At 66.5% G+C, this 21,351-nt stretch carries 22 protein-coding genes; 11 read left to right on the top strand and 11 right to left on the bottom strand.

Features of this window, described 5'->3' with window-relative positions:
• Window position 1 precedes the first annotated feature (1 nt).
• Together ruvX and CRT23_RS10090 are read right to left on the bottom strand one after the other, a co-directional pair.
• Complete coding sequence (ruvX, locus tag CRT23_RS10095; RefSeq protein ID WP_103709577.1) at window positions 2-496, bottom strand: Holliday junction resolvase RuvX; 495 nt, start codon at window positions 494-496, stop codon at window positions 2-4.
• Window positions 497-567: 71 nt separating this feature from the next.
• Complete coding sequence (locus tag CRT23_RS10090) at window positions 568-1,113, bottom strand: SMI1/KNR4 family protein (protein WP_103709576.1); 546 nt, start codon at window positions 1,111-1,113, stop codon at window positions 568-570.
• 113 nt (window positions 1,114-1,226) lie between these two features.
• Here CRT23_RS10090 and CRT23_RS10085 point away from each other — a divergent pair, with 113 nt between their 5' ends.
• The 5 genes from CRT23_RS10085 to gatB all read left to right on the top strand — a co-directional run bounded on the left by CRT23_RS10085 (window position 1,227) and on the right by gatB (window position 5,323).
• Window positions 1,227-1,406, top strand: coding sequence for a hypothetical protein (locus tag CRT23_RS10085; RefSeq protein ID WP_103709575.1), 180 nt, complete (start codon window positions 1,227-1,229; stop codon window positions 1,404-1,406).
• Window positions 1,407-1,551: 145 nt separating this feature from the next.
• Complete coding sequence (gene gatC, locus CRT23_RS10080) at window positions 1,552-1,839, top strand: Asp-tRNA(Asn)/Glu-tRNA(Gln) amidotransferase subunit GatC (RefSeq protein WP_055949797.1); 288 nt, start codon at window positions 1,552-1,554, stop codon at window positions 1,837-1,839.
• A gap of 121 nt (window positions 1,840-1,960) precedes the next feature.
• Complete coding sequence (gatA, locus tag CRT23_RS10075; protein WP_103709574.1) at window positions 1,961-3,442, top strand: Asp-tRNA(Asn)/Glu-tRNA(Gln) amidotransferase subunit GatA; 1,482 nt, start codon at window positions 1,961-1,963, stop codon at window positions 3,440-3,442.
• Between the two features lie 10 nt (window positions 3,443-3,452).
• The gene (locus CRT23_RS10070) at window positions 3,453-3,752 is read left to right on the top strand and encodes a hypothetical protein (protein WP_055949802.1); all 300 of its coding nucleotides are present in this window, start codon (window positions 3,453-3,455) and stop codon (window positions 3,750-3,752) included.
• Window positions 3,753-3,850: 98 nt separating this feature from the next.
• A complete protein-coding gene (gene gatB / locus CRT23_RS10065) occupies window positions 3,851-5,323 on the top strand; it encodes an Asp-tRNA(Asn)/Glu-tRNA(Gln) amidotransferase subunit GatB (RefSeq protein WP_103709573.1) in 1,473 nt (490 codons plus the stop codon).
• Between the two features lie 698 nt (window positions 5,324-6,021).
• Here the strand turns inward: gatB and CRT23_RS10060 are convergent.
• The 5 genes from CRT23_RS10060 to CRT23_RS10040 all read right to left on the bottom strand — a co-directional run bounded on the left by CRT23_RS10060 (window position 6,022) and on the right by CRT23_RS10040 (window position 11,000).
• Window positions 6,022-7,041: an efflux RND transporter periplasmic adaptor subunit gene (locus CRT23_RS10060; RefSeq protein WP_103709572.1), complete on the bottom strand. Its 1,020-nt coding sequence runs from the start codon at window positions 7,039-7,041 to the stop codon at window positions 6,022-6,024.
• Between the two features lie 2 nt (window positions 7,042-7,043).
• The gene (locus tag CRT23_RS10055; RefSeq protein WP_055949811.1) at window positions 7,044-7,238 is read right to left on the bottom strand and encodes a DUF1656 domain-containing protein; all 195 of its coding nucleotides are present in this window, start codon (window positions 7,236-7,238) and stop codon (window positions 7,044-7,046) included.
• Window positions 7,238-9,253, bottom strand: a complete 2,016-nt coding sequence (locus CRT23_RS10050; protein WP_103709571.1) for an FUSC family protein — start codon at window positions 9,251-9,253, stop codon at window positions 7,238-7,240. Before CRT23_RS10050 ends, CRT23_RS10055 begins: the two co-directional genes overlap by 1 nt.
• On the bottom strand, window positions 9,250-9,666 hold the full coding sequence (locus CRT23_RS10045) for a DUF4345 domain-containing protein (protein ID WP_103709570.1): 417 nt from the start codon (window positions 9,664-9,666) through the stop codon (window positions 9,250-9,252). The genes CRT23_RS10050 and CRT23_RS10045 overlap by 4 nt, the downstream gene beginning before the upstream one ends.
• Window positions 9,667-9,950: 284 nt before the next feature.
• Window positions 9,951-11,000, bottom strand: a complete 1,050-nt coding sequence (locus CRT23_RS10040; RefSeq protein ID WP_103709569.1) for a 2-dehydropantoate 2-reductase N-terminal domain-containing protein — start codon at window positions 10,998-11,000, stop codon at window positions 9,951-9,953.
• Between the two features lie 115 nt (window positions 11,001-11,115).
• Between CRT23_RS10040 and CRT23_RS10035 the strand changes: the two genes are divergently transcribed.
• Window positions 11,116-13,353 (top strand): ATP-dependent RecD-like DNA helicase, encoded by a 2,238-nt coding sequence (locus CRT23_RS10035; protein ID WP_103709568.1) that lies wholly within the window; start codon window positions 11,116-11,118, stop codon window positions 13,351-13,353.
• Window positions 13,354-13,784: 431 nt separating this feature from the next.
• On the opposite strand, the gene CRT23_RS10030 is transcribed toward CRT23_RS10035, so the two are convergent.
• The 3 genes from CRT23_RS10030 to CRT23_RS10020 are packed head-to-tail and all read right to left on the bottom strand — an operon-like array spanning window position 13,785 to window position 15,747.
• Window positions 13,785-15,077 carry a Y-family DNA polymerase gene (locus tag CRT23_RS10030; RefSeq protein ID WP_103709567.1) on the bottom strand — a complete coding sequence of 431 codons (1,293 nt, stop codon included), beginning with the start codon at window positions 15,075-15,077 and terminating at the stop codon, window positions 13,785-13,787.
• Window positions 15,074-15,529 (bottom strand): translesion error-prone DNA polymerase V autoproteolytic subunit, encoded by a 456-nt coding sequence (gene umuD, locus CRT23_RS10025; protein ID WP_103709566.1) that lies wholly within the window; start codon window positions 15,527-15,529, stop codon window positions 15,074-15,076. Before umuD ends, CRT23_RS10030 begins: the two co-directional genes overlap by 4 nt.
• Entirely contained in the window at window positions 15,526-15,747 is a 222-nt protein-coding gene (locus CRT23_RS10020; RefSeq protein WP_103709565.1) for a hypothetical protein, read from the bottom strand. The genes umuD and CRT23_RS10020 overlap by 4 nt, the downstream gene beginning before the upstream one ends.
• A gap of 122 nt (window positions 15,748-15,869) precedes the next feature.
• Here CRT23_RS10020 and CRT23_RS10015 point away from each other — a divergent pair, with 122 nt between their 5' ends.
• The 4 genes from CRT23_RS10015 (at window position 15,870) to CRT23_RS09995 (ending at window position 17,953) form a co-directional block, all read left to right on the top strand.
• Window positions 15,870-16,118 (top strand): hypothetical protein, encoded by a 249-nt coding sequence (locus tag CRT23_RS10015; protein WP_103709564.1) that lies wholly within the window; start codon window positions 15,870-15,872, stop codon window positions 16,116-16,118.
• A gap of 14 nt (window positions 16,119-16,132) precedes the next feature.
• Window positions 16,133-16,387, top strand: coding sequence for a hypothetical protein (locus CRT23_RS10010; RefSeq protein WP_103709563.1), 255 nt, complete (start codon window positions 16,133-16,135; stop codon window positions 16,385-16,387).
• Window positions 16,296-16,829: a thermonuclease family protein gene (locus CRT23_RS10005; protein WP_245436110.1), complete on the top strand. Its 534-nt coding sequence runs from the start codon at window positions 16,296-16,298 to the stop codon at window positions 16,827-16,829. The genes CRT23_RS10010 and CRT23_RS10005 overlap by 92 nt, the downstream gene beginning before the upstream one ends.
• Before the next feature lie 590 nt (window positions 16,830-17,419).
• On the top strand, window positions 17,420-17,953 hold the full coding sequence (locus CRT23_RS09995; protein WP_103709561.1) for a MucR family transcriptional regulator: 534 nt from the start codon (window positions 17,420-17,422) through the stop codon (window positions 17,951-17,953).
• Window positions 17,954-18,357: 404 nt separating this feature from the next.
• On the opposite strand, the gene CRT23_RS09990 is transcribed toward CRT23_RS09995, so the two are convergent.
• Window positions 18,358-20,313, bottom strand: a complete 1,956-nt coding sequence (locus CRT23_RS09990) for an AI-2E family transporter (protein WP_103709560.1) — start codon at window positions 20,311-20,313, stop codon at window positions 18,358-18,360.
• 197 nt (window positions 20,314-20,510) lie between these two features.
• On the opposite strand from CRT23_RS09990, the gene CRT23_RS09985 reads away from it, so the two are divergent.
• A complete protein-coding gene (locus tag CRT23_RS09985; protein WP_103709559.1) occupies window positions 20,511-21,338 on the top strand; it encodes a transglutaminase family protein in 828 nt (275 codons plus the stop codon).
• Window positions 21,339-21,351 lie beyond the last annotated feature (13 nt).

Raw genomic sequence — 21,351 nt, 5'->3', positions numbered from 1 at the left:
ATCAGGCGTCGTCGTCGGGCTCCTCCTCGCCCAGGGCGCGGCGCATCTGGTCGAGGCAGCCCTGCAGGATGTAGGCGGCGGCCAGCATGTCGACGACCTCGCCGCGCTTGGCCCGCGAGGCATCCGCCGCGATGAGCGCGCGGGTGACGGCGGCGGTGGAGAGGCGCTCGTCGCAGTAGAGGACGGGCAGGGGCAGCAGCGGCTTCATGTTGCGCACGAAGGAACGGGTCGACTGGACCCGTGGGCCCTCGCTGCCGTCCATGTTCAGGGGCAGGCCGATGACGAGGCCACCGACGGCATGCGTCTCGCACAGCATCCGCAGGCGCGCGACGTCCGGGGTGAACTTCACCCGCCGGATGGTCTCCAGGGGCGAGGCGATCTGGCGCCCGACATCCGACAGGGCGAGCCCGATCGTCTTGGTGCCGAGATCGATCCCGATCAGGCGGGGGCCGCCCTGCGACGCCTCCGCGAAGGCCCGCATCTCGGCCTCGTCCATGTCCGTCGCTCTCCCGTGCCAGCGCCCCTCCTGCGCGATCCGGCCCCGGCCGGCAAGGGGCTCCTCGCGGATCAGTGCAGGCCGGTCGAACCTTCGGTGCCGTCGCCGACGAAGCTGGCGGGGAGGGGCTCGGCGCCCATGCCGAGGATGCCGCGCACGGCCGCGCCCTGGCTCCGCCGCATCAGGTCGACGAGGTCGGCCCCGCCGAAGCGCACCGATTCGAGGTCGGCGCCCAGGACCCAGATCTCGTACTCGTCGCGCCCCGGCACCACGTCCCAGAACAGGAACTCGCCAGCCTCGGAGCGCCCGAAGAAGCCGGCCCGCTCGATGACGGTCGGATCGTCGCCCTCGACCTCGAAGCGATGCTCGGGACGGTCGCCGAGGACGGAGGCGATGCTGTGGGCGATCAGCTCGGAATGGGCGACGAGGTCCGTCTCGGGTGCTTCGCTCGGGACCGCCACCCGGAAATAGCCGTTGGCGAGCCCTGCCCCGAGGGTCCGGCAGAAGGTGCGATAGCTCTCGGGCAGGCCGTAGCCGAGCTCCGCCTCTGCCCGGTCGAGGGCCGCCTCGGTGGCGACCGGCCCCGGCGCACAGGGCGAGAACACCGTCTCCCACATGAATCTGATCTCCAGCTCGCCGTTAACCTTGAAGAAACGTTGTCATAGCCTTGCGGGGACCGGATCGGCCAGAGCAGGGTTAAAGAACCGTTAAGACGCTGAAAGCCGACCGCATGCCCCTACCGCCCCGCGCGACCCCGCCCGCCCCACGCCGGATGCCCCTGCGGCACAAGCTGATGCTGGCCCTGGCCTGCGAGATCCTGCTCGTCGGGTTCCGGCAGGCGGATCGCGGGCCGGCGCGGGCCGGGATCCTGATAGAATCGCCGGTGCTGCCGCATCACGCGATCGCCTGAGACGCCGGGGCCGCGTTCCCGATCCGGTACGCGCCTGGCCTCGCCGTTGCGAGCGCGGGAAGGCGGGTGCTATAGCCCGGCCCGACGCTCCATCGCCCGCGGAACCCCGCCGGCCTCGGATGGCCCCTGAGGATCTGAAGACAGCATGTCGGTCGACGCAACGACGGTGAGGCGCATCGCGCACCTGGCGCGCATCGCGGTGAGCGAGGACGAGGTCGCCCCCCTGCAGGGCGAGTTGAACGCGATCCTGGCCTTCGTCGAGCAACTCGGCACGGTCGACGTGACGGGGGTCGAGCCGATGACCTCGGTTACGCCGATGGCCATGAAGAAGCGCGAGGACGTGGTCACCGACGGGGCCAAGGCCGACGCCATCGTGGCCAACGCGCCCGAGACCGAGGACCACTACTTCCTCGTGCCGAAGGTCGTCGAGTAGGCGTACGCGCCGCCGACCTCCAAACCCGGCCGCCCCGAGGGACGGTCCGCCCGGCGCCCGAACGGCGACGGCGGCGGTGCCCCGGGACCCACCAGGACGAGCGCCCAGGACTCTCCCACCCATGACCTCTCTGAACGAACTCACCCTGGCGGAGGCCCGCGACGGGCTCAAGGCCAAGGACTTCTCCGCCACCGACCTGACCCGCGCGCATCTCGACGCCATGGAGAAGGCGCGGGGACTGAACGCCTACCTCGTCGAGACGCCGGACCGGGCCCTGGCCATGGCGCAGGCGGCCGACGGGCGGATCGCCTCCGGACAGGCCCGTCCGCTGGAGGGCATTCCCCTCGGGATCAAGGACCTGTTCTGCACCGAGGGCGTGGCGACCACCGCCGGCTCGAAGATCCTCGAGGGCTTCACGCCCGCCTACGAATCGGCCGTGACCGCCAATCTCTGGCGCGACGGCGCGGTGATGCTCGGCAAGCTGAACCTCGACGAATTCGCCATGGGCTCGTCCAACGAGACCTCCGCCTACGGCGACGTGGTCTCGCCCTGGCGCCGCGCCGGATCGGACGCCAAGCTGGTGCCGGGCGGCTCGTCGGGCGGCTCGGCGGCGGCGGTGGCCGCCCATCTCTGCCTCGGCGCCACCGCGACCGATACCGGCGGCTCGATCCGCCAGCCCGCGGCCTTCACCGGCACCGTGGGCATCAAGCCGACCTATGGCCGCTGCTCGCGCTGGGGCACGGTGGCCTACGCCTCCTCCCTCGACCAGGCGGGCCCGATCGCCCGGACGGTGCGCGATTGCGCGATCCTGCTCGGCTCGATGGCCGGCCAGGATGCGCGCGACACCACCTGCGCCGACCTGCCCGTGCCGGACTTCGAGGCCGCCGTCGCCCGCGGCGTGAAGGGGCTGACCATCGGCATTCCGAAGGAGTACCGGGTCGAGGGCATGTCGGCCGAGATCCAGGCGCTCTGGGACCGGGGCGCCGCCATGCTCCGGGACGCCGGCGCCACGGTGCGGGAGATCTCGCTGCCGCACACCCCGTACGCGCTTCCGGCCTACTACATCGTCGCGCCGGCGGAAGCCTCCTCCAACCTCGCCCGCTACGACGGCGTGCGCTACGGCCTGCGGGTGCCCGGCAAGGACATCGCCGGCCTCTACGAGAACACCCGCGCCGCCGGCTTCGGCCGCGAGGTGAAGCGCCGCATCATGATCGGCACCTACGTGCTCTCGGCGGGCTACTACGACGCGTACTACGTGCGCGCCCAGCGCATCCGCACCCTGATCAAGCGCGATTTCGAGCAGGCCTACGCCTCCGGCATCGACGCGATCCTCACCCCCGCGACCCCGTCGGCGGCCTTCGGCATCGGCGAGAAGGGCTCGGGCGACCCGGTCGAGATGTACCTGCAGGACGTGTTCACCATCACGGTGAACATGGCGGGCCTGCCCGGCATCTCGGTGCCGGCCGGTCTCGACGCCCAGGGGCTGCCCCTCGGGCTCCAGCTCATCGGCCGGCCCTTCGACGAGGAGACGCTGTTCGCCGCCGCCCAGGTGATCGAGGACGCCGCCGGGCGGACCAGGCTGCCGGCCGCGTGGTGGGCATGAGGCGCGCCCGATGACGGTCCCGGTCTATCCCTTCGACGTCTGGATCTGGGCCGCCTTCGATCCGGTGCTGATCGCCATCGCCCTGGTGATGGGCTGGAAGTCGGACCAGTTCGTGAAGGTCATCCTCGTGTCGCTGATGGCCTTCGCGATCTCGGTGCTGGTGTCCTGGGCTGTCACCGCGATCGGCATTCCCTGGCCGGCGCCGGTGAGCCACGACGGGCCGACCTTCTTCCCCGTGCGCTGGATCGCTGGCTTCCTGTGGGGCACCGTGGGCTTCCTGGCGCACCAGCTCTACCGCCTGCGCGCTTGACCGCGCAGGCGGGCCCTTCCACCTTTTCCGGCGCGCAGCCGCGCCACGCACCCTTTCCGGCGCATCCCCGCGCCCCGCAACGCTGAATTCGGGCCATCATGACCGCTGCCGTGAACCCCAAGAAGCTCATCAAGGGCGGCCTGCACGACTGGGAGGTCGTGATCGGCATGGAGATCCACGCCCAGATCACGAGCCGCTCCAAGCTGTTCTCCGGCGCCTCCACCGCGTTCGGCGGCGAGCCGAACGACCACGTCTCCCTGGTGGACGCGGCGATGCCCGGCATGCTGCCCGTCATCAACCAGGAATGCGTGGCCCAGGCCGTGCGCACCGGCCTCGGGCTGAAGGCGCAGATCAACCACCGCTCGGTGTTCGACCGGAAGAACTACTTCTATCCGGACCTGCCGCAGGGCTACCAGATCAGCCAGTTCAAGGACCCGATCGTCGGCGAGGGCGAGGTGCTGGTCGATCTCCCCGACGGCGAGTCGATCACCGTGGGCATCGAGCGCCTGCACCTGGAGCAGGATGCCGGCAAGTCCCTGCACGACCAGAACCCGACCCAGAGCTTTGTCGACCTCAACCGCTCCGGCGTCGCCCTGATGGAGATCGTCTCGCGGCCGGACCTGCGCTCGTCGGAGGAGGCGCGCGCCTACGTGACCAAGCTGCGCACCATCCTGCGCTACCTCGGCACCTGCGACGGCGACATGGAGAAGGGCTCGCTCCGCGCCGACGTCAACGTCTCGGTAAGGAAAGTCGGTGACCCGCTCGGCACGCGCTGCGAGATCAAGAACGTCAACTCGATCCGCTTCATCGGCCAGGCGATCGAGACCGAGGCCCGGCGCCAGATCGCGATCATCGAGGATGGCGGCACGATCAGCCAGGAGACCCGCCTGTTCGATCCGGGCAAGGGCGAGACCCGCTCCATGCGCTCGAAGGAAGAGGCGCACGACTACCGCTACTTCCCGGACCCGGATCTGCTGCCGCTGGAATTCGACCAGGCCTACGTCGATGCCCTGGCCGCCGGCCTGCCCGAGCTGCCCGACGCCAAGAAGGCGCGCTTCATCGAATCCTACGGGCTGTCGCCCTACGATGCCGGCGTGCTCATCGCCGAGCGCGCCTCGGCCGACTACTTCGAAGCAGTGGCCAAGGGCCGCGACGGCAAGGCCACGGCGAACTGGGTCATCAACGAGCTGTTCGGGCGCCTGAACAAGGAGGGCCACAGCATCGAGTCCAGTCCGGTCTCGGCCGACCAGCTCGGCGCCATCGTCGACCTCATCGGCGAGGGCGTGATCTCGGGCAAGATCGCCAAGGACCTGTTCGAGATCGTCTGGTCCGAGGGCGGCGATCCGCGCCAGATCGTCGATGCGCGCGGCATGAAGCAGGTCACCGACACCGGCGCGATCGAGGCTGCCGTGGACGAGATCATCGCCAAGAACCCCGACAAGGTCGCCCAGGCCCGTGAGAAGCCGACCCTCCTCGGCTGGTTCGTCGGCCAGACCATGAAGGCGACCGGCGGCAAGGCCAATCCGGCGGCGGTGAATGCGCTGCTGAAAGCGAAGCTCGGGATCGAGTAGCGATCGGGCCTGTATTCCGCGCGTCGGACAGCCGCGGCCGGAACCGTTTGGCGAACCGGCCCGTCCGGCTTGGCGATGCGTGCATCGTCCGCTGAGAGCCCGTGCTGCCTTCGGGCGCGGGACCGGCCTTCCTCAGCGTGACGGTCGCGGTCCGTCGGCGCCCGAACCCCCGCTCATACGCTCCCGCTCATGGGTCGAGCCGCTCGCGCGGAAGCGCAGCGGCGACGTGTCGAGATGAATGTTCTCATGGGATTCCGGCGCGACGCGCACCAGCCTGTGTTGGGAAAACTGGCGGCGGAAGCGGCCGAGGTGGGGCCTGGTGCATGTCTGAAGTCGTGCCGTGATGGCCGCTTCTGCGCCCCGGAGACCGCTTCCGTCCCGTAATTCGCGTGTGCGCTGCTCAACGTCCAGGTCGAATCAGCCCTGGATGATCGCCGCAGCCGCCTGCTGGGGTGGAGTCATTCCAACATCTCCTGCGTCCGGTCGGTCGTGATCGTTATCCGATCAAGGCCTCCTCGTTGCTTGAGCTGTGCTTTGCCGTCGAAGCACCACATCAAGGTGCGACCGGATCGTGAATGCGTCAAGAGCCTATTTGCATGATTTCGCGACTGTATTCATTCCCATCGCCACAGCCTTAAAATATCCTGTCGCGGCAGTCGCTTGGGCACGGCTGCAACCCCTCGCCATGGCGCAACAGCCTACGGGGTGGGGGCCGCGGCTCCGGGGAAGCGGCTGCGCAGGCGTGCGAGCCAGTCCTGCCGATGCGTGCCGGGCTCGCCCACCGAGACGGTGGCGGTCATGCCGGCGACCAGGGTGACGCCCTCGGGCACCGCCTCGATGCGGATGCGCACCGGCACCCGCTGGGCGAGGCGGACCCAGGTGTAGACCGGGTCGACGTTGGGCAGGCCCTGGGTGCTCGCGGTGGCGTTGGCGGTGCTGATGCCGAGGGTGATACTCTCCACCGTGCCACGGATCAGCGGGTCGTAGCCCAGGAGCTCGGCCGAGACCGGATCGCCCACGTGGATATGGGCCATCTTGGTCTCCTCGAAGTACCCGTCGATCCAGAAGGAATCGGTGTCGATGATGGCGATGTTGACCGCGCCGGTGGTGGCATAGTCGCCAGGGCGCAGCAGGAGGTTCGTCACCCGGCCATTCACCGGCGAGCGCACCTGGGTGCGCTGGAGGTTGGTCTTGGCTTGAGAGAGCTGCGCCTTGGCCGAGGCCACCGCCGCCTCGGCGATCTTGGCGGTGCCCGCATATTGCTGCTTCTCCTCCACCGAGGTCGAGAGGGTGGTCAGCGCCTCGCGCCGGGCGGCCTGGGTCCGCTTGACCTGGAGGTCGGCCTCCCGGTTGTCGAGCTCGGCCTGGGCCGAAGTCACCGAGACCTCGAAGTCGAACGGATCGATCACATAGAGGATGTCGCCCTTCTTCACGGTCTGGTTGTCGGCGACGCGCAGCTCTGTGATCTGGCCCGAGACCTGGGGCGCCACGCTGGCGACCTGCACGCGCACCCTTCCGTCGCGGGTCCAGGGAGCGGTCACGTAGAACTGCCAGACGAGGGCTGCCGCCACGAAGGCGCAGGCCAGGATGAGTCCGGTGATCAGCAGGCGCAGCACCCGGCGCCCCCGGCCGGGCGCGCGGGGGCGGGTATCCGGCGCAGCACGGGGGCGGCTGTCGGAGCCTGTGGCAGCGGTCTCGGCGGGCGGGTCTTGAGCCATGGTCACAGGAACACGATCAGGAGAGCGAGGATGCAGACGTAGAGGCCGGCTTCCGCCAGGGGTGGGTTGGCGACGTAGCGGGCGATGCGCAGGCGCGCGAAGATCAGGCGCAGCCCCACGAGGATCGCCAGTGCGCCGGCGGCGTAGGCCACGAAGGGCGAGAGCATCACGCCGCCGAGATCGAGGTCGCTGCGCATCAGGCGACTTGAATGCCGAGGCGCCGCAGGAAGCGCCCCTGGCCCTCGGCAACGTGGGCGGCGGTTGCGAGGTCGCTCACCGCCCGGGCAAGGTGCAGGCGCGTGGCCGGATCGGCCTGTCCGCCGGCGGCGAGAAGGGCCGCAGCGGCCTCCCGCATCCGGCCGACATCGACGCTCGCGAGGGCCGCGCCGGCCCGGCCGGCGACCGACGCCAGGGCGTCGTCCCGGGCGAGACCGCGCAGCTGCGCCTGGGCGCGGGCGGCGGCCGACTCCATCCGGGCGAGGTCGAAGGCGCGGTCGAGGTTCGCCCGGCGCACGGCGGCGCTGCCCGAACTCCAGCGGGCGAATTGCAGCAGACGGTCGCTGTTGAGGCTGGTCCGCGTCGTGGCGTCGCCGCCTCGGCCCGCCAGGGCCTCGACCAGGGCGCGCCGGGCCGAATCGAGGGCGAAGGCGCGGTGACGGGCGTTGGAGACGGGAAGAATGACCCGGACGGTGCAGAAGAGGATCAGGGCCGCGAAGATCACCAGGAACGCGTTGGTGAGGAACCCCTGCGGGTCGTAGCTCTGGGGGTTGGCGGGCGAGAGCAGCACGGGGAAGAACACCAGCAGGATGAAACCGATGCCGAAGGTCGGCGGATTGAGGCTGAGGAAGCATGCGGCGAAGACCACCGGCGCTATGGCGATGGCCAGCAGGGGAAAGCCCTGGACGCCGGCGAGCGCCCCGAACAGCACGAGACCGGCGCAGAGGGCTGCCAGCGGCATGCCGATGAGCACGCCCTTGGCGAAGACGCGCGGGTCAGGGGTGATCGAGGAGAGCGAGCAGGTCGACGCCACCTGGACCAGGGCGAAGGAGGTCGCGGGCCATCCCGTGGCGACGAGCAGGAGAGCCGTGAGGCCGAAGGCGATCACCACTCGCATGGCGCCCCGAAGGGCTTCCGGCATGTCGCGGTGGGTCGGGAGCGGCACGTCGCGCAAGGGGCGTCCGCCATGGGCGAGGACGCAATGCCCGTCCACCGCGAAGGCGGCCGCCCGGGCAAAGTCGAGGGCGCGCTGCAGGGCGAGGATCGCGTCGAGGGGCTGGCCGCCCGTGCGTACCGCATCCTCGACGAGATCCGACAGGCGTGCCGCCGCCCGGACCGCGTCGGCCTCCGGCTCCGTGAGCCCGAGGCAGAGGGCGCGCGCCTCCACCACGGCGGGCGGCGGGGCCGGGAGACGGGCCACGGCCCCGCGAAGATGGCGGGCGGCCGCCGCCATGACGTAGAGCGCCGCGATGGCGCTGCGGGCCCCCGCGGCCCGGTCCGGCCCGTCGTCGAGTTCACCCGCGATGGCGCTGGCGTCGCCCCGCAGGGCGGCGATCTTGCGGATCAGCGCCGCGGTCCGCTCGGAGCCGGGATCGCCCTGGGTCAGGGTCTCGCGGGCGAAAGCCCGGGTCTCCGCGAGGGCGTCGCCGAGGGTGTCGCGCACGGTCCGCCAGATGCTCGGCGACCCGAGGGCGTCGTTGATGAAGGTGATCGCCACGATACCGAGCGTGATCGCGGCGACCCGGTCGACGGCCGCGTCGAAGGTGCTCTGTGGCGTATCGATATGGGCGATGGCGATGATCGCCACGGTGTAGCCCGACAGCATCGCCCCGTAGGCGCGGGTATCCTGCAGAAAGTGGGCGGTGAAGACGCACAGGCCGAGCCAGGTCGCGAAGGCGACCAGCAGCACCACCCGGTCCTGCGCGAACAGCGCCATCAGAACAATGGCCACGGCAGCGCCCACCAGGGTGCCGAGAAAGCGGTAGAGTGCCTTCGACAGGGCCTGCCCGCGCTTGGGCTGGGCCAGGATCGCCACGCAGACGGCCGCCGAGGAGGCGCTTGAGAGCTGCAGCCAGAAGGCCGCGTAGAGAGCCAGGACCATGGCGAGCCAGATCCGCACGGCGAAGGCCCAGGCGGCGGGCTTCGGGATCACGCGCTCGAGGGCGGCGAGGATCCGGTCCGGCAGGCGGGGCAGGCTGTCGGCGACGGTGCTCACCCCGGGACTCCGGCGGGCATCGCGTCGGAGGCACGCGCCGCGACCCGGGCCTGCCACAGACAGAGCAGCGGGGTGACGAGGAGTTCGACGGCCAGGGCGGCCAGCATCAGGAAGGACGGCAATCCCGTCAGAGCCCAGCCGAGGAGGCGGGCGAGCCCACCGAGAGCCACCACCAGGGTGAGGAAGCGGAACAGGGTGGTCTTGGCCTCGATGCCGGGCACGCAGGTCCAGAACAGGATGCCGATGCCCATGTGCAGGCCGGAGAGGTATCGGAAGTGGCTGTCGGCGGAGACGTCGACGAGGCCGCCGTGTCCGATCCCGTTCAGGCCGAACAGCACGCCGTAGAGACCGGAGGCCACCGGGACCAGGGCCATCACCGCCACCGCGCGCTGCAGCGCCTGCCGTTCCCGCATCGTCGCGTCCGTTCGGAATCCGCCTGTCAGGATCGGCAACCGGGACGGCCAGGCTTACGTTCCTTGGCGACCCGCGAAAGGGCCCGCCCGGTTCCGCACGGGATGTCGGCCGCCCGCGGAAGATCGCGCGCGGCCGGGTCGCCTCAGGCCTTCATCTGTTTCAGGCGCTTCACGCACTTGCTGTTTAACTATGCTGGTCTGGAGCCTGGAGAAAGCGTCGGGGCTACAAGAGCGGCATAATCTCGAGCCAGCAATGCGAACTCCGAACTTCCCACGATGCTTGCTCAGCTTACAACGATTTTCTCCTCAAGCTTCCGATCCACCGTTTGAACCGTTTCGTCAATTTGCGCGTTTGGCGCCCCAAGTTGATGCGAGATCAGCTTGACTAATAAGTCGACTCGCTCGATGAACGGCGCTCCATTCGCTACAGCCCGCGCGGCTGACGAGGGGTTTAGAAGGCTCTCTGCAGCCTTGGCATACTTCTCGAAGGGCACTTGATCCTGCGGATCTGCGCCTAAGCTTCGTGCGATAGCATCAACGTGCTCGTAGATAGCACGCGAATGTTCAAGGTCATTATGCACAGCATCACGGATTGACTGCATCCCATTCGGCGTGATGCAACGATAGTTCCCGGTCAGCAGCATCGACCATTTTGCCAGCGGGACAAAGAGCGATTCAAATACTTTGAGCTTGACTGGAACGTCCTGGCCGTCGAGTTGCACCGCATCGATGTCAGCTTCCAGCTCTTTCAGAAGCCGGCTGTGCATCTCGTTCGCGAACGGCGCCGCCTTGAAGTTCGTCGGTAGACCGACGTGCAGCACGTTAGCACCCTCGTCCGGTGGGCGGAACGCCTGGGGATCTGGTGAGCAGAGTGAGATCAGCCCCGGCTCGAAACGGTCCCACACACCTGCATTGGTGTAGGCCTCTGCCAAATCCATGTCGGCAAGCGCTGGGATCCGCTTGAGGTAGGGCAGGGGTGGCATATTCATCAGCGACAGACACGGGAGCTTTGCAGCAGCGACCTTGATCATCAGCACACGGATGGTGTGGTTGGTGTACTGCGGCTCCTGCATGGCGAGAACGACCAAGTCGTAGCGGGACACGTCAACCTGCTCCGGCGGAGCCGCGTCAACAGCGCCGGGCAGATCGCGCGACCGTATCGCCCGGTGTCCCGGCTCGTCACGGAACTTGATACGGACCTCAGTACCCTCACGATTGATGAGCTCAGCGGTCTTCCTGCGACAGACAAGGGTCACGTTATGACCGGCCAGCAGCAACTTCGTCGCGAGCAACGAGCCATACGAAGCGCCCAGGATCAGAATGTTACGTGGCATGCTTGCTCTCCCAGGAAATGCGGCCATGGTTGAGGGATGATGGCAGGCGGGCGCTGTTTCGACGAGGCATCAATGCTTCGATCCCGTCGTTTGTTGGACGGGGTCATATCGCAAGATGGATCCTAGGGCGGTGCGACAGTCGTTCGAGCGTGGCACGCCGGTGGAGACGCTCACGGGTACGGTGGAGCGCGTCACCTTCCACAATGTCGAGACCGGCTTCTGCGTGCTGAAGGTTCAGGCCCGAGGCAAGCGGGACCTCGTGCCGGTCATCGGGCATGCACCAGCCATCGGGGCAGGCGAGTGGATCACAGCGACTGGGATCTGGTTCTCGGACCGGCAGCATGGGCTTCAGTTCAAAGCTGAGACGCTCAAGGCGACTCCACCGACCGGGATCGAGGGCATCGAGAAGTACCTCGCCTCCGGCTACATGCGTGGCATCGGTCCAGCCATGGCTAAGCGCATCGTGGCGCTGTTTGGCGAGAACACCTTCGAGGTCATCGAGGCCGAGCCTGACCGCCTGAAGGAGGTCGGCGGCATTGGACCGAAGCGTGCCGAGCGCATCGTGAAAGGCTGGGCCGAGCAGAAGGCGGTGCGGGAGATCATGATCTTCCTGCACGCGCACGGCGTCGGCACCGCGCGAGCCGTGCGCATCTTCAAGACCTATGGACAGGAGTCCATCAAGGTCATGACAGAGGACCCATACCGGCTCGCACGGGACATTCGCGGCATCGGCTTCCGAACGGCCGATGCCATCGCCATGAAGCTCGGGCTGGAGAAGGAAGCGCCGCAGCGATTGAGAGCAGGCGTGTCGTTCGCGCTCCAGACTGCCATGGATGAGGGGCACTGTGGGCTGCCCACCGAGCGCCTTGCCGTGCTCGCCCAGAAGCTGCTGGAGGTGGAGGCTGACCTCATCCGCATCGCCATCGCCCTCGAGCTCCGCGGTGAGGACGTAGTCGCCGACACGGTGGATGGCGAGACCTGCATCTTCCTCAAGGGTCTTCACTCCTCCGAGCGGATCATCGCCGAGCGCCTGATCGATCGCGCCTCCGGTTCACCGCCTTGGCCTGAGATCGACCTCGGCAAGGCCCGCCCCTGGGTGGAGGGAAAGACCGGGAAGACACTCTCGCCCTCGCAGATCGAGGCCGTGCGGCTGATGCTTGCTTCCAAGCTCAGTGTGATCACCGGCGGCCCTGGCGTGGGTAAGACCAGCACGCTCGACTCCGTGCTGCGCATCCTCAGGGCCAAGGGCACTCAGGTGCTGCTCGCTGCACCCACGGGGCGTGCGGCCAAGCGCATGACCGAGCAGACCGGCCTGGAGGCAAAAACCATCCACCGCCTGCTGGAGATCGATCCCAAGCACGGCGGCTTCTCGCGCAACGAAGAGAACCCACTCGACTGCGATCTCCTCGTCATTGACGAGACCTCGATGGTGGACGTGCCGCTGATGAATGCCCTGCTGAAGGCAGTGCCGGACCGCGCTGGGCTGCTGCTCGTTGGGGATGTGGATCAGCTACCCTCAGTCGGACCAGGGCAGGTCCTAGCAGACGTGATCGCTTCTGGCCGCATACCGGTGGCGCGGCTCACAGAGGTCTTCCGGCAGGCGGCCGAGAGTCGGATCATCGTCAACGCCCACCGGATCAACTCAGGCCAGATGCCAGAAAGGCCCCGCCCCGGTGAGAAGGCGGACTTCTATCTCATCGAGATCGATGACCCAGAGGTCGGGGTCGCCAAGCTGATCGAGATCATAACAAATCGCATCCCACGCACGTTCGGCCTCGATCCCGTGCGAGATGTGCAGGTGCTGCCCCCCCAGCTGCGGGGCTCGCTCGGCTCGCGCAACCTGAACCACGAACTCCAGCGCGTGCTGAATCCAAACCCGCCTGCGCAGATTGAGCGCTTCGGCTGGCGCTTCGCGCCCGGTGACCGGGTGATGGAGACGCAGAACGACTACGACCGGGATGTCTTCAACGGTGACCTCGGCATGGTCACCGGCATCGACGAGGAGGAAGGGGCGGTGCTGGTCACCTTTGATGGGCGTGAGGTGATCTACCCGTTCGGCGAACTCGATACGCTGGTGCCCGCCTTTGCGACGACGATCCATAAAAGCCAAGGTTCGGAGTACCCGGCCGTGGTGATCCCGATTGTGACGCAGCACTTCAACATGCTCGCCCGGAACCTGCTCTACACGGGAGTTACAAGAGGTAAGCAGCTTGTCGTGCTGATCGGGCAGCGGAAGGCGATCGGTATGGCGATTCGAAGTGGACAGACGAAGCGCCGCTGGACGAAGCTGCATGAGTGGCTGGTCAACGACGCTACGCGTGCATCATTGCCGATTCTCGAAAAAAGCGGCTAATCCCTTCATTTGATTCAAGGCTCAAGCCTTTGTTGAAGCATATAGATTTTTCTACTGTCCATATACCGAACCGTATTATACTATTCTAGCCTGCATGAATTCCACTAGGCCTCATCGCTCTTCTGGCGGCAGCAGCGCGCGTGCTGCTAGATGCAGGAACGTCCCTGTCATGACGGCCCCAGCCCATATAGCGATCACGCGTACCGCCGTTGCGGCTGAGTTTGCTCCAAGACTGAAAGCGAGGAATGATCCGCACGTACCAGCGGTGATCACACCAGATGCTATTGTGTTCAGCCAGTTCGCTGACAAGCGACGGCGTTCTTCACTTTTCCTCATTGCCGTCACCTCACCCTTTAAACCTCCATGATAAGCATATTTTCCTATATTAGTGAAGCGTTTTGTGGGTTTTGACGCAGTGACGGGCCAACCCGTTATGCATGAGCTGTCGGCAGTTCTCCGACTCGCGTGGTGTAGCGCGGGCTGCGCATCTCGAACTTCGTCGACCAGGTCCGCTTCTCCGTCAGGCCGGCCCGAGCTGGCACGACAGCACCCCGGCCGAACCGCGCGTTGCAGGCGTCCATGGCCGCCATCAGCGGCGCGCTGCGCTCGCGGTCGAGTTGACCGATGAGCGCCCGCGGCGCGTCATCGAGCAGCTTCAGGTCGGTCGTGACCACGCCGGCCTTGCTGTAGCGCCACGGCCGATCGCCCGGCGCCTCGCGCCAGGTGCGCGCCACGCCGGCCTGTGCGGCCTTGATCAGCGCCATCGTATCGTTTGTCGCTTCAGGCAGCGTCACGGTGGTGGAGACGGACCGCATCGGGTCCCCTCGGTCGTGCTCGCTCGTGTGGTAGAAGACCGAGACATGCGTGGCCGCGAGGCCGCCGCGCCGCAGCTTCTCGCCGAGCCGCGTCGCATGCGTGGCCACCGCCTGCTCCAGGGTCTCGCGCTCGGTGATGCGCCGGGAGAACGATCGAGTCACCGCGCAACCCTTGCGCTGGGCCGGCATCAGTTCGAGCGGCAGGCATGCCAGCCCGCGCAGCTCGTAGATGATGCGCTCGCCCACCACTGTCATAGCCTTGCGCACTGGCCGCGGGTCGAGGTCGCGAAGGTCTGCCACCGTATCAACGCCGAGACCGATCAGCTTGCAGAGCGAGGCCCGGCCGATGCCCCAGACCTCGGCCACCGAGATCCGGCAAAGCCAGTGATCGTAGGCGACAGGGTCAGTCAGGTCGCAGACGCCGTCGAGATCCGGGATCGTCTTGGCAATGTGGTTGGCGAGCTTCGCCAGCGTTTTCGTCGGGCCGATGCCGACGCAGGTCGGGATGCCGGTCCAGGCCCGCACCGTGGAACGGAGGTCTCGCGCGAGTGCCACTCGATCTCGGTCCCGCACGTCCGAGAGGTCGAGGAAGCTCTCATCGATCGAGTAGATCTCCACCGCCGGCGAGAAGTCCCGGTAGACCGCGTTCGTGCGGGCGCTCATGTCGCCGTAGAGGGTGTAGTTCGAGGAGAAGACGCGCACCCCCTCGCGCTGGCACTGCTGGCGGATCTTGAACCAGGGATCGCCCATCTTGATGCCGAGGGCTTTGGCCTCTGCGGTTCGGGCAATGGCGCAGCCGTCGTTGTTGGAGAGCACGATCACTGGCACGCGGGCGAGCTTGGGGTCGAACACCCGCTCGCACGAGCAGTAGAAGCTGTTGCCGTCGATCAAGGCGATGGCCCGGCTCATCGCACCAGACCGGCGCGGGCCACGTGCCAGCGGATGGAGAAGCGGACCACGCCCCAGATCTCACCCTCGATCAGATCCTCGACGGCGAAGGCCGGCAGGTCGGGATTGTCGAAGGCAAGGCGCGCGACGTTGCCCTCGATGACGAGGCGCTTCAGGCTCATGGTGCCATCGACGATCGCCACCACGATGCTGCCGTTGCTGGGCTTGAGGCTGCGGTCGGCCACTGCCAGATCCCGGTCGAAGATGCCGGCCCCGCGCATGCTGTCGCCGGAGATGTTCCAGGCGAAAGTGGCGGGTGGGTTCGGCGCAAGCCAGCGCGGCAACTCAAGCTCACCTTCCAGGAAGTCGTCGGCTGGCGACGGGAAGCCGGCGCAGAGTGCGGCCCCCTGGATCGGGATGCGGACCGTCCCCGCGCTGCCCGCCGGCAACTCCGCGATCTGGAGCAGCTTCATCGGCTAGCGCCCGGGCTGATCGCGCCGTCGCGGATGTAGCCTCGTGAGATGAAGCGGCACTGCTGCGCGGTCTGACGCTCAGCTTCGTCTAGATCGGCGAGAGCATCGGCGATGACCTGGACGAGGGCAGCCCACGGATCGTTACAGGCAGCCGCAGCGTAGGCCTTTGCAATCTGCTCGGCCTCGGTGAGGGGTCGGTCGGCAATTCGTCCGTGCATCTTCGCCTCTCGCCTGATAGAACGAAAGAAGAACAAACACGGCGAATGGCCTCGGCTCAAGGCTCCGCCGAGGACAATCTGCCGGCGCTGTGCACGCTTGTGGATGACGGGATGAAAGGCGAATGCGAGCGGAGACTTACCGTTTCCACTGCACCGACGGTCACCATGCCGTGCTCGATTTGGCCGGTCGCTACCTACGGGCTCGGTCGGATCTGCGCGTGGAAGCGATGCGGGTTGCGCGCGGGATCATGGGCCGCTGCGCCGGCCGGCTCGACTGGTCGGCCTGGATCGTTGACGTGCACGACGCGGCCGGTCGGCGTGTGCTCATTCTGATGTTTGAGGAAGCAGGGCCGGCTTTGCGGGCGGCTTGAGGAGAGAACCTACAATGGCAATGAAGTCGACGTTCATGGTGCAGACGTTTGTGATCAAGCGGAAGCGGCTTGTGCCGGGCGACCGCGAGGTGTCGCCGACCGAAAGCGGCGCGCTGAAGAAGGCTGAAGCCATGGCTGGCCGGATGCCGGGCACGGCCGCTATCAAGGTCGTTGCTGATGACGAGACGGGTGAGCTCGAAGCCGCGACGATCCTTGGCCAGTTCGGCGAGGTCCCGGACGACTTCGCAGAGAGCCTTCAAGCAGCGTAAGCGCCTCGTGACCTGTGATCCGCGTGGTACCGATCGCTACGGCCGGGTTGTCGCCATCTGCCGAGCCGAAGCTGAGGATCTGAACGCTTGGATGGTCCGCCAAGGCCACGCCATCGCCTACCGGCGCTACGCCGAGGACTACGCCAACGCCGAGCACACTGCGTTGGCGCTGCGTCAGGACATCTGGGCTGGTACGTTCCCGGAGCCGTCTGAGTGGCGCCGGGAGAAGCGCGCTGGCGGCAAGCGTGCGCGGCCTGAGACCGTCACGCCGCCGAGCGGCTGCAACATCAAGGGCATCATCTCGGCCGGCGGCGAGCGGATCTACCACCTGCCTAACTCACGCGACTACGAGCGGACACACATCAACGACCGCGCCGGCGAGCGCAGGGTCTGCTTGGAGGACGAGGCGAGGGCAGCAGGCTGGAGGGCGGCACGAGGCTGACCCGAGCGCTAGGCAGTACCTTTCGAATTAACCCACACTGACCATCCGCCAGCTAACCTGCGTCAAACCTTGAAGCCGTCCGTGCGGTATCTTCTTTGCTGATCCGGCAAGGCAACCCCATCTCTTGTCCTGCCGGGGGACGAGCGAAGCCTCACCGGCCAGGATCGGCACAATGTCCATTCTGACAGCACCAGAGACAGTGGAGCTGACCGGCGAAGCCCGTCGGCGAGCGATCGCGATCGCCAATGCAAATTGGTTTCGCGCCGTGGCGTGTAAAGCCCTTCGGGAGGGTGGTCCCAAAGCCGAACTGCGAGCGGCGAACGCACGATTGGCCGCGCGGATCGTCATAAGGCACGCGAGACGCCACGCCCTTGTAAACCGCATCACGACCGCTGCCCTGGCCGGAAGCTCCGCGGCTTCCGCCAGATAGGGCTCGCAATCCTTAGGCCGAGTGTAGCCGCTGGGACGGCTGCAGTACCCGCTTAATAGTGGAAAACGCCGCGCTGCTTCCTCCCTGTAAAAATCAGGATTGATCTTTCCGAGGTTTCAGGCCTTAGACAGATAACATATCTGTACAAGGAGAACCAAAGATGGATGACTTTACCTCCAATGTGCCTACTGACCACATCGAGCTAACCGCCGACATCGTGTCGGCCTACGTCTCGAACAACTCGATCCCAGCGAGCGAACTGGCCAACTTGCTCGCCTCCGTACACGCAGCCGTCAGCGGTCTTGCTGCAGGTGGCACAAACACGGCTGCCGAAGACGCTGTTGAGAAGCCGACGCCGGCTCAGATCAAGAAGTCGATCACACCGGACGCGCTCATCAGCTTCGAGGACGGCAAGCCCTACAAGACGCTGCGTCGACACCTGACGCTTCGTGGGCTCACCCCAGAGGCATATCGAGCGAAGCACGGCCTCTCGGCCGACTACCCAATGACCTCAGCCAGCTACTCTGCGCAGCGGTCAGAGCTTGCTCGTAGCCTGGGACTTGGGCAGCAGCGGAAGGGTCAGACCAAAGCTGCAGCAAAAGCTGCGGTGTCGGAGGAGACGGTTTCGGAGGCTCCTGCTGAAGTGAAGCCGAAGCGCGCTGGACAGCCTCGCAAGGCTGCTGCAGGTAAGTAGAGCAACGTGAGGCGGCGGCTTTGGTGCTGCCGCCTCACGCCACGCTCATCTCTCAGCTGGCGATCGACGCAGTTGATCAACGACTGAATCGGGTGGATTTCTGCCAATCCGATTTCGAGTTTAAAACTTGGAGTAGCGGACGCTAGCTCCGCGAGCGGCGCTTGGCAGCGTCTCGCCTTCAACGAACCTTCACGTTTGATCTCCCAAAAGTATCCCCATCGGAGAAGATCAGACCAGAGATGAGAAAGTACTGGCGTTCACAACATTTGGGCGATGAGGCCCATTTAGTTGCAGTGGCATCCAACTGGTTCGGCTGGCAACACGATCCAGCAAGGCAATCCGCATTCTTTTTTGGCCCTAGACCCGGCCAGCGTGGATGGCCCATCTGATAGCCGAGCGATTAATCAGGCGGCAGCCTTATCCTCGTCCGCGGCCTCGGAGGCTTTCAAGCAGGTTTCGACGGCATCTCGAAGCGACGAGACGTAGAAGTCGGCGCCGACCGCACGGCCGACAGCAGCATCGGTCAGCACTTTCTCGCCCACCGGCCACAATCCCACCAATACCTGAACGCTTGGTGCCTGACGCTTCAACCGTTCCAGTAGGTAACGCAGGTGCGCCGGGTTGCCGGTGATGTCGAGGTAGGACACACACACCATCGCCACGCCCGCCACGTCGAGGCTGCGGATGCGCTCGCGGGACACCTCGCCGTGCGTCACGACACGTGAGCCGAGACCATGCTTGCGCAGAAGCTGCGCTAGCATCGCCGAGGACGCCTCATCAAGGGGACCACGGCCCGCAACGCATAGGATCGGGTTCTCGCCGCGCCACGCCTCAGGCCGCACCTCACGTGCGCGTGCCTGACCAGGCACGGCCTCGTTTTTCGGATGCGTGCGCTCGGCAAGTGTCGGCGTCGCATTGGGATTGACCGCCTTGTCATCGCCTACCGGTGCGACGTCCTCATGATCCTCGAAGTCCTCGACCAGGGACCGTGCCGAGGCCCTGATGTTCTCCAACTGCGCCGGCGTGACGACACCGCGCCCGTAGTCGTTGGCGGCGAGTTGCAGGCCCTTGAGGGCGACCTCGTCGTAGTAGGAAGAAAGCGAACGCTCCTTCAGCATGGCTTCGCCGAGGTCGCGCGCCTCGTCGGGGTCGCCGGCAAGCATGCGCTGGTAGAAGTTTTCGACCGGTGTCAGCGGAGGCCGGTCGCCGAGCAGGATATCGAGGAACTCCAGACTATCGACGTGGCGGCCGAGCACCACCAAGCAGACCGTAAATGGGGTTGCCAAGATCAGGCCGATGGGTCCCCAAAGGAAGCCCCAGAACAGGGTCGAGACGATGACGGCAAAGGGCGAAAGGCCGGTCGAGTGCCCGTAGAGCAGCGGCTCGATGACCTGCCCGAACAGCGGCTCCGCAACGAGGAACAGGGCTGCGGTGGCGATGACCATCGACCAGCCCGGATCGACGGCTGCGGCCAGGGCGAGCGGCAGGATCCCGGAAATGAAGGCGCCGATGTAGGGCACAAAGCGCATCAGCGCGGAGAACACGCCCCACAGGAGTGGATTAGGCACGCCAATGAACCAGAGACCCACGCCGATGATGATGCCGAACACGGCGTTCATGCCGAGCTGGGCCAGGAAGTAGGTGCCGAGACGTCCCGCCGCGTCATCCATGGCAACGGTGGTTCGATGCAGGTCGCTCGATCCGAACAGGCGGATCATGCGGTTGCGCAGGTCCTCGCGCTGCAGGAGCAGGAAGACGACCACCACCAGGACGATGCCGACAGTGGTCAGGGGCTCGAAGATGGGGCCGAGCACCTTCTCCGCCAGCGCGAGGGGAGAGATCTCAGGCTCCTGCACACGGACGAGCTGTGCCTTCGGCGTGTCGCCTGCCGGACCGGTCGCGGCCGTGGTTCCAGCGGCATCGGCCTTCTGAGTAGCGTCGTGGACCTGGTGGCTGAACTTCTGCAGGACGCGGTTCGCGTTGCCGAGCCAGCCCTGTTCCAGACTGGTGAACTTCTTCTGCACCGTGGCCTGGTACTGCGGCAGGTTGCCGGCGAGCCCGGCGACCTGCGTGCCGATGAGGGCACCGATGCCGCCAATGACCGCCAGGGCCAGGAGGACAGCGACAATGACGGACGGGACCCGTCCCAGCTTGATCCGCCGCAACAGGTTGACCACGGGGGCCAGCACGAAGCTGAGCAGCACGGCCAGCACGAGCGGAATGAACACCTCGCGCCCGAAGTAGAGCGCGGTGATGAGTACCACCCCGACGGCGAGGGTCAGCAGCCCGCGCAATCCCGGTACGAGCGGTGGCGGCACCTGTGCCGGAGGGCGCAGGGTGACGGCTTCATCGGTTGGCATTCGGCGTAAACTCCTCGACGCTGCGCCACCCCCTCGCGGCACACGGTTCGATAACGCCGTCGCGAGCGATTGGCCCCGCACAGATGTTCGTCGAGCATGATCCTGATCGGAAAGGACCTGATCGGGGGGCTCGGCCGCAGAACCGAGCACTTGGTCGGCATCTTGCCTGGACCAGCGGATCAGGCAGAGGCCAGACTATGCTCATCCGTTGCGGCTACACCGTTACTCTGGACACCTTCGGTCCAACGCCGATGACGCTGTTGCTCAACGTGCGACCCGAGCGGCAGCACGACCTACAAACGCGCGAGGTCATCGTCTTCGACCCGCCGGTTCAGGCGAGGCAGTTCCGCGATCCCTTCGGTAACGTCGCCACCCGCATCCTCTCCCCGGGCGGGCGGATTACGATGTCGGCGGACTTCGAGATCGAGGATCATGGCCAGCCGGACGCGTACGCGCCCGACGCCCGGCAGATCCCGGTCCAGGACCTACCGGACGAGGCGCTCCAATTCCTGCTCGGGTCGCGCTACTGCGACACCGATAAGCTCTCGCAGACGGCCTGGAACCTGTTCGGCGGGACGCCCGAGGGTTGGGCCCGGGTGCAAGCCATCGTCGACTACGCACACGGCCGCCTGCGCTTCGACTACATGCAAGCGGATGCCACCCGTTCCGCTTTCGACGGCCACGGCCAGCAGGTCGGGGTGTGCCGTGACTTCGCCCACCTTGCCATCACCCTGTGCCGATGCATGAACATCCCGGCGCGCTACGCCACCGGCTACCTTGGCGACATCGGCGTACCGAAGGATCCCGCACCCATGGATTTCTCGGCATGGTTCGAGGTCTACCTCGATGGACCGGCAGGGCCGCGCTGGTACACGTTTGACGCCCGACACAATCGCCCTCGGATCGGCCGGATCGTCATGGCGTACGGGCGCGATGCGACGGACTGCGCGATCACCACCAGCTTCGGTCCGGCCCCATTGGCAGGCTTCACGGTACGCACCGATGAGATCACCCGGTTCACGTGACCGGGGCTAGCAG

This window comes from Methylobacterium sp. V23, from assembly GCF_002917135.1.
In the GTDB taxonomy this organism is placed as follows: Bacteria; Pseudomonadota; Alphaproteobacteria; order Rhizobiales; family Beijerinckiaceae; genus Methylobacterium.
The sequence above is the reverse complement of the archived record's forward strand: the minus strand, read 5'-3'. Positions and strand labels throughout refer to the sequence as shown.

Coding starts and splice junctions, on each gene's coding strand:
- CRT23_RS10030 (WP_103709567.1), bottom strand. CDS start 15,077: ATGAGCCGGGCCATCGCCTTGATCGACGGCAACAGCTTCTACTGCTCG.
- gatB (WP_103709573.1), top strand. CDS start 3,851: ATGACCGCTGCCGTGAACCCCAAGAAGCTCATCAAGGGCGGCCTGCAC.
- CRT23_RS10035 (WP_103709568.1), top strand. CDS start 11,116: ATGGATCCTAGGGCGGTGCGACAGTCGTTCGAGCGTGGCACGCCGGTG.
- CRT23_RS09990 (WP_103709560.1), bottom strand. CDS start 20,313: ATGCCAACCGATGAAGCCGTCACCCTGCGCCCTCCGGCACAGGTGCCG.
- CRT23_RS10005 (WP_245436110.1), top strand. CDS start 16,296: ATGACGAGACGGGTGAGCTCGAAGCCGCGACGATCCTTGGCCAGTTCG.
- CRT23_RS10020 (WP_103709565.1), bottom strand. CDS start 15,747: ATGCACGGACGAATTGCCGACCGACCCCTCACCGAGGCCGAGCAGATT.
- CRT23_RS10015 (WP_103709564.1), top strand. CDS start 15,870: ATGCGAGCGGAGACTTACCGTTTCCACTGCACCGACGGTCACCATGCC.
- CRT23_RS10010 (WP_103709563.1), top strand. CDS start 16,133: ATGGCAATGAAGTCGACGTTCATGGTGCAGACGTTTGTGATCAAGCGG.
- CRT23_RS10090 (WP_103709576.1), bottom strand. CDS start 1,113: ATGTGGGAGACGGTGTTCTCGCCCTGTGCGCCGGGGCCGGTCGCCACC.
- CRT23_RS09985 (WP_103709559.1), top strand. CDS start 20,511: ATGCTCATCCGTTGCGGCTACACCGTTACTCTGGACACCTTCGGTCCA.
- umuD (WP_103709566.1), bottom strand. CDS start 15,529: ATGAAGCTGCTCCAGATCGCGGAGTTGCCGGCGGGCAGCGCGGGGACG.
- CRT23_RS10045 (WP_103709570.1), bottom strand. CDS start 9,666: ATGCGGGAACGGCAGGCGCTGCAGCGCGCGGTGGCGGTGATGGCCCTG.
- CRT23_RS09995 (WP_103709561.1), top strand. CDS start 17,420: ATGGATGACTTTACCTCCAATGTGCCTACTGACCACATCGAGCTAACC.
- CRT23_RS10040 (WP_103709569.1), bottom strand. CDS start 11,000: ATGCCACGTAACATTCTGATCCTGGGCGCTTCGTATGGCTCGTTGCTC.
- CRT23_RS10060 (WP_103709572.1), bottom strand. CDS start 7,041: ATGGCTCAAGACCCGCCCGCCGAGACCGCTGCCACAGGCTCCGACAGC.
- CRT23_RS10070 (WP_055949802.1), top strand. CDS start 3,453: ATGACGGTCCCGGTCTATCCCTTCGACGTCTGGATCTGGGCCGCCTTC.
- CRT23_RS10085 (WP_103709575.1), top strand. CDS start 1,227: ATGCCCCTACCGCCCCGCGCGACCCCGCCCGCCCCACGCCGGATGCCC.
- ruvX (WP_103709577.1), bottom strand. CDS start 496: ATGGACGAGGCCGAGATGCGGGCCTTCGCGGAGGCGTCGCAGGGCGGC.
- gatC (WP_055949797.1), top strand. CDS start 1,552: ATGTCGGTCGACGCAACGACGGTGAGGCGCATCGCGCACCTGGCGCGC.
- CRT23_RS10055 (WP_055949811.1), bottom strand. CDS start 7,238: ATGCGCAGCGACCTCGATCTCGGCGGCGTGATGCTCTCGCCCTTCGTG.
- gatA (WP_103709574.1), top strand. CDS start 1,961: ATGACCTCTCTGAACGAACTCACCCTGGCGGAGGCCCGCGACGGGCTC.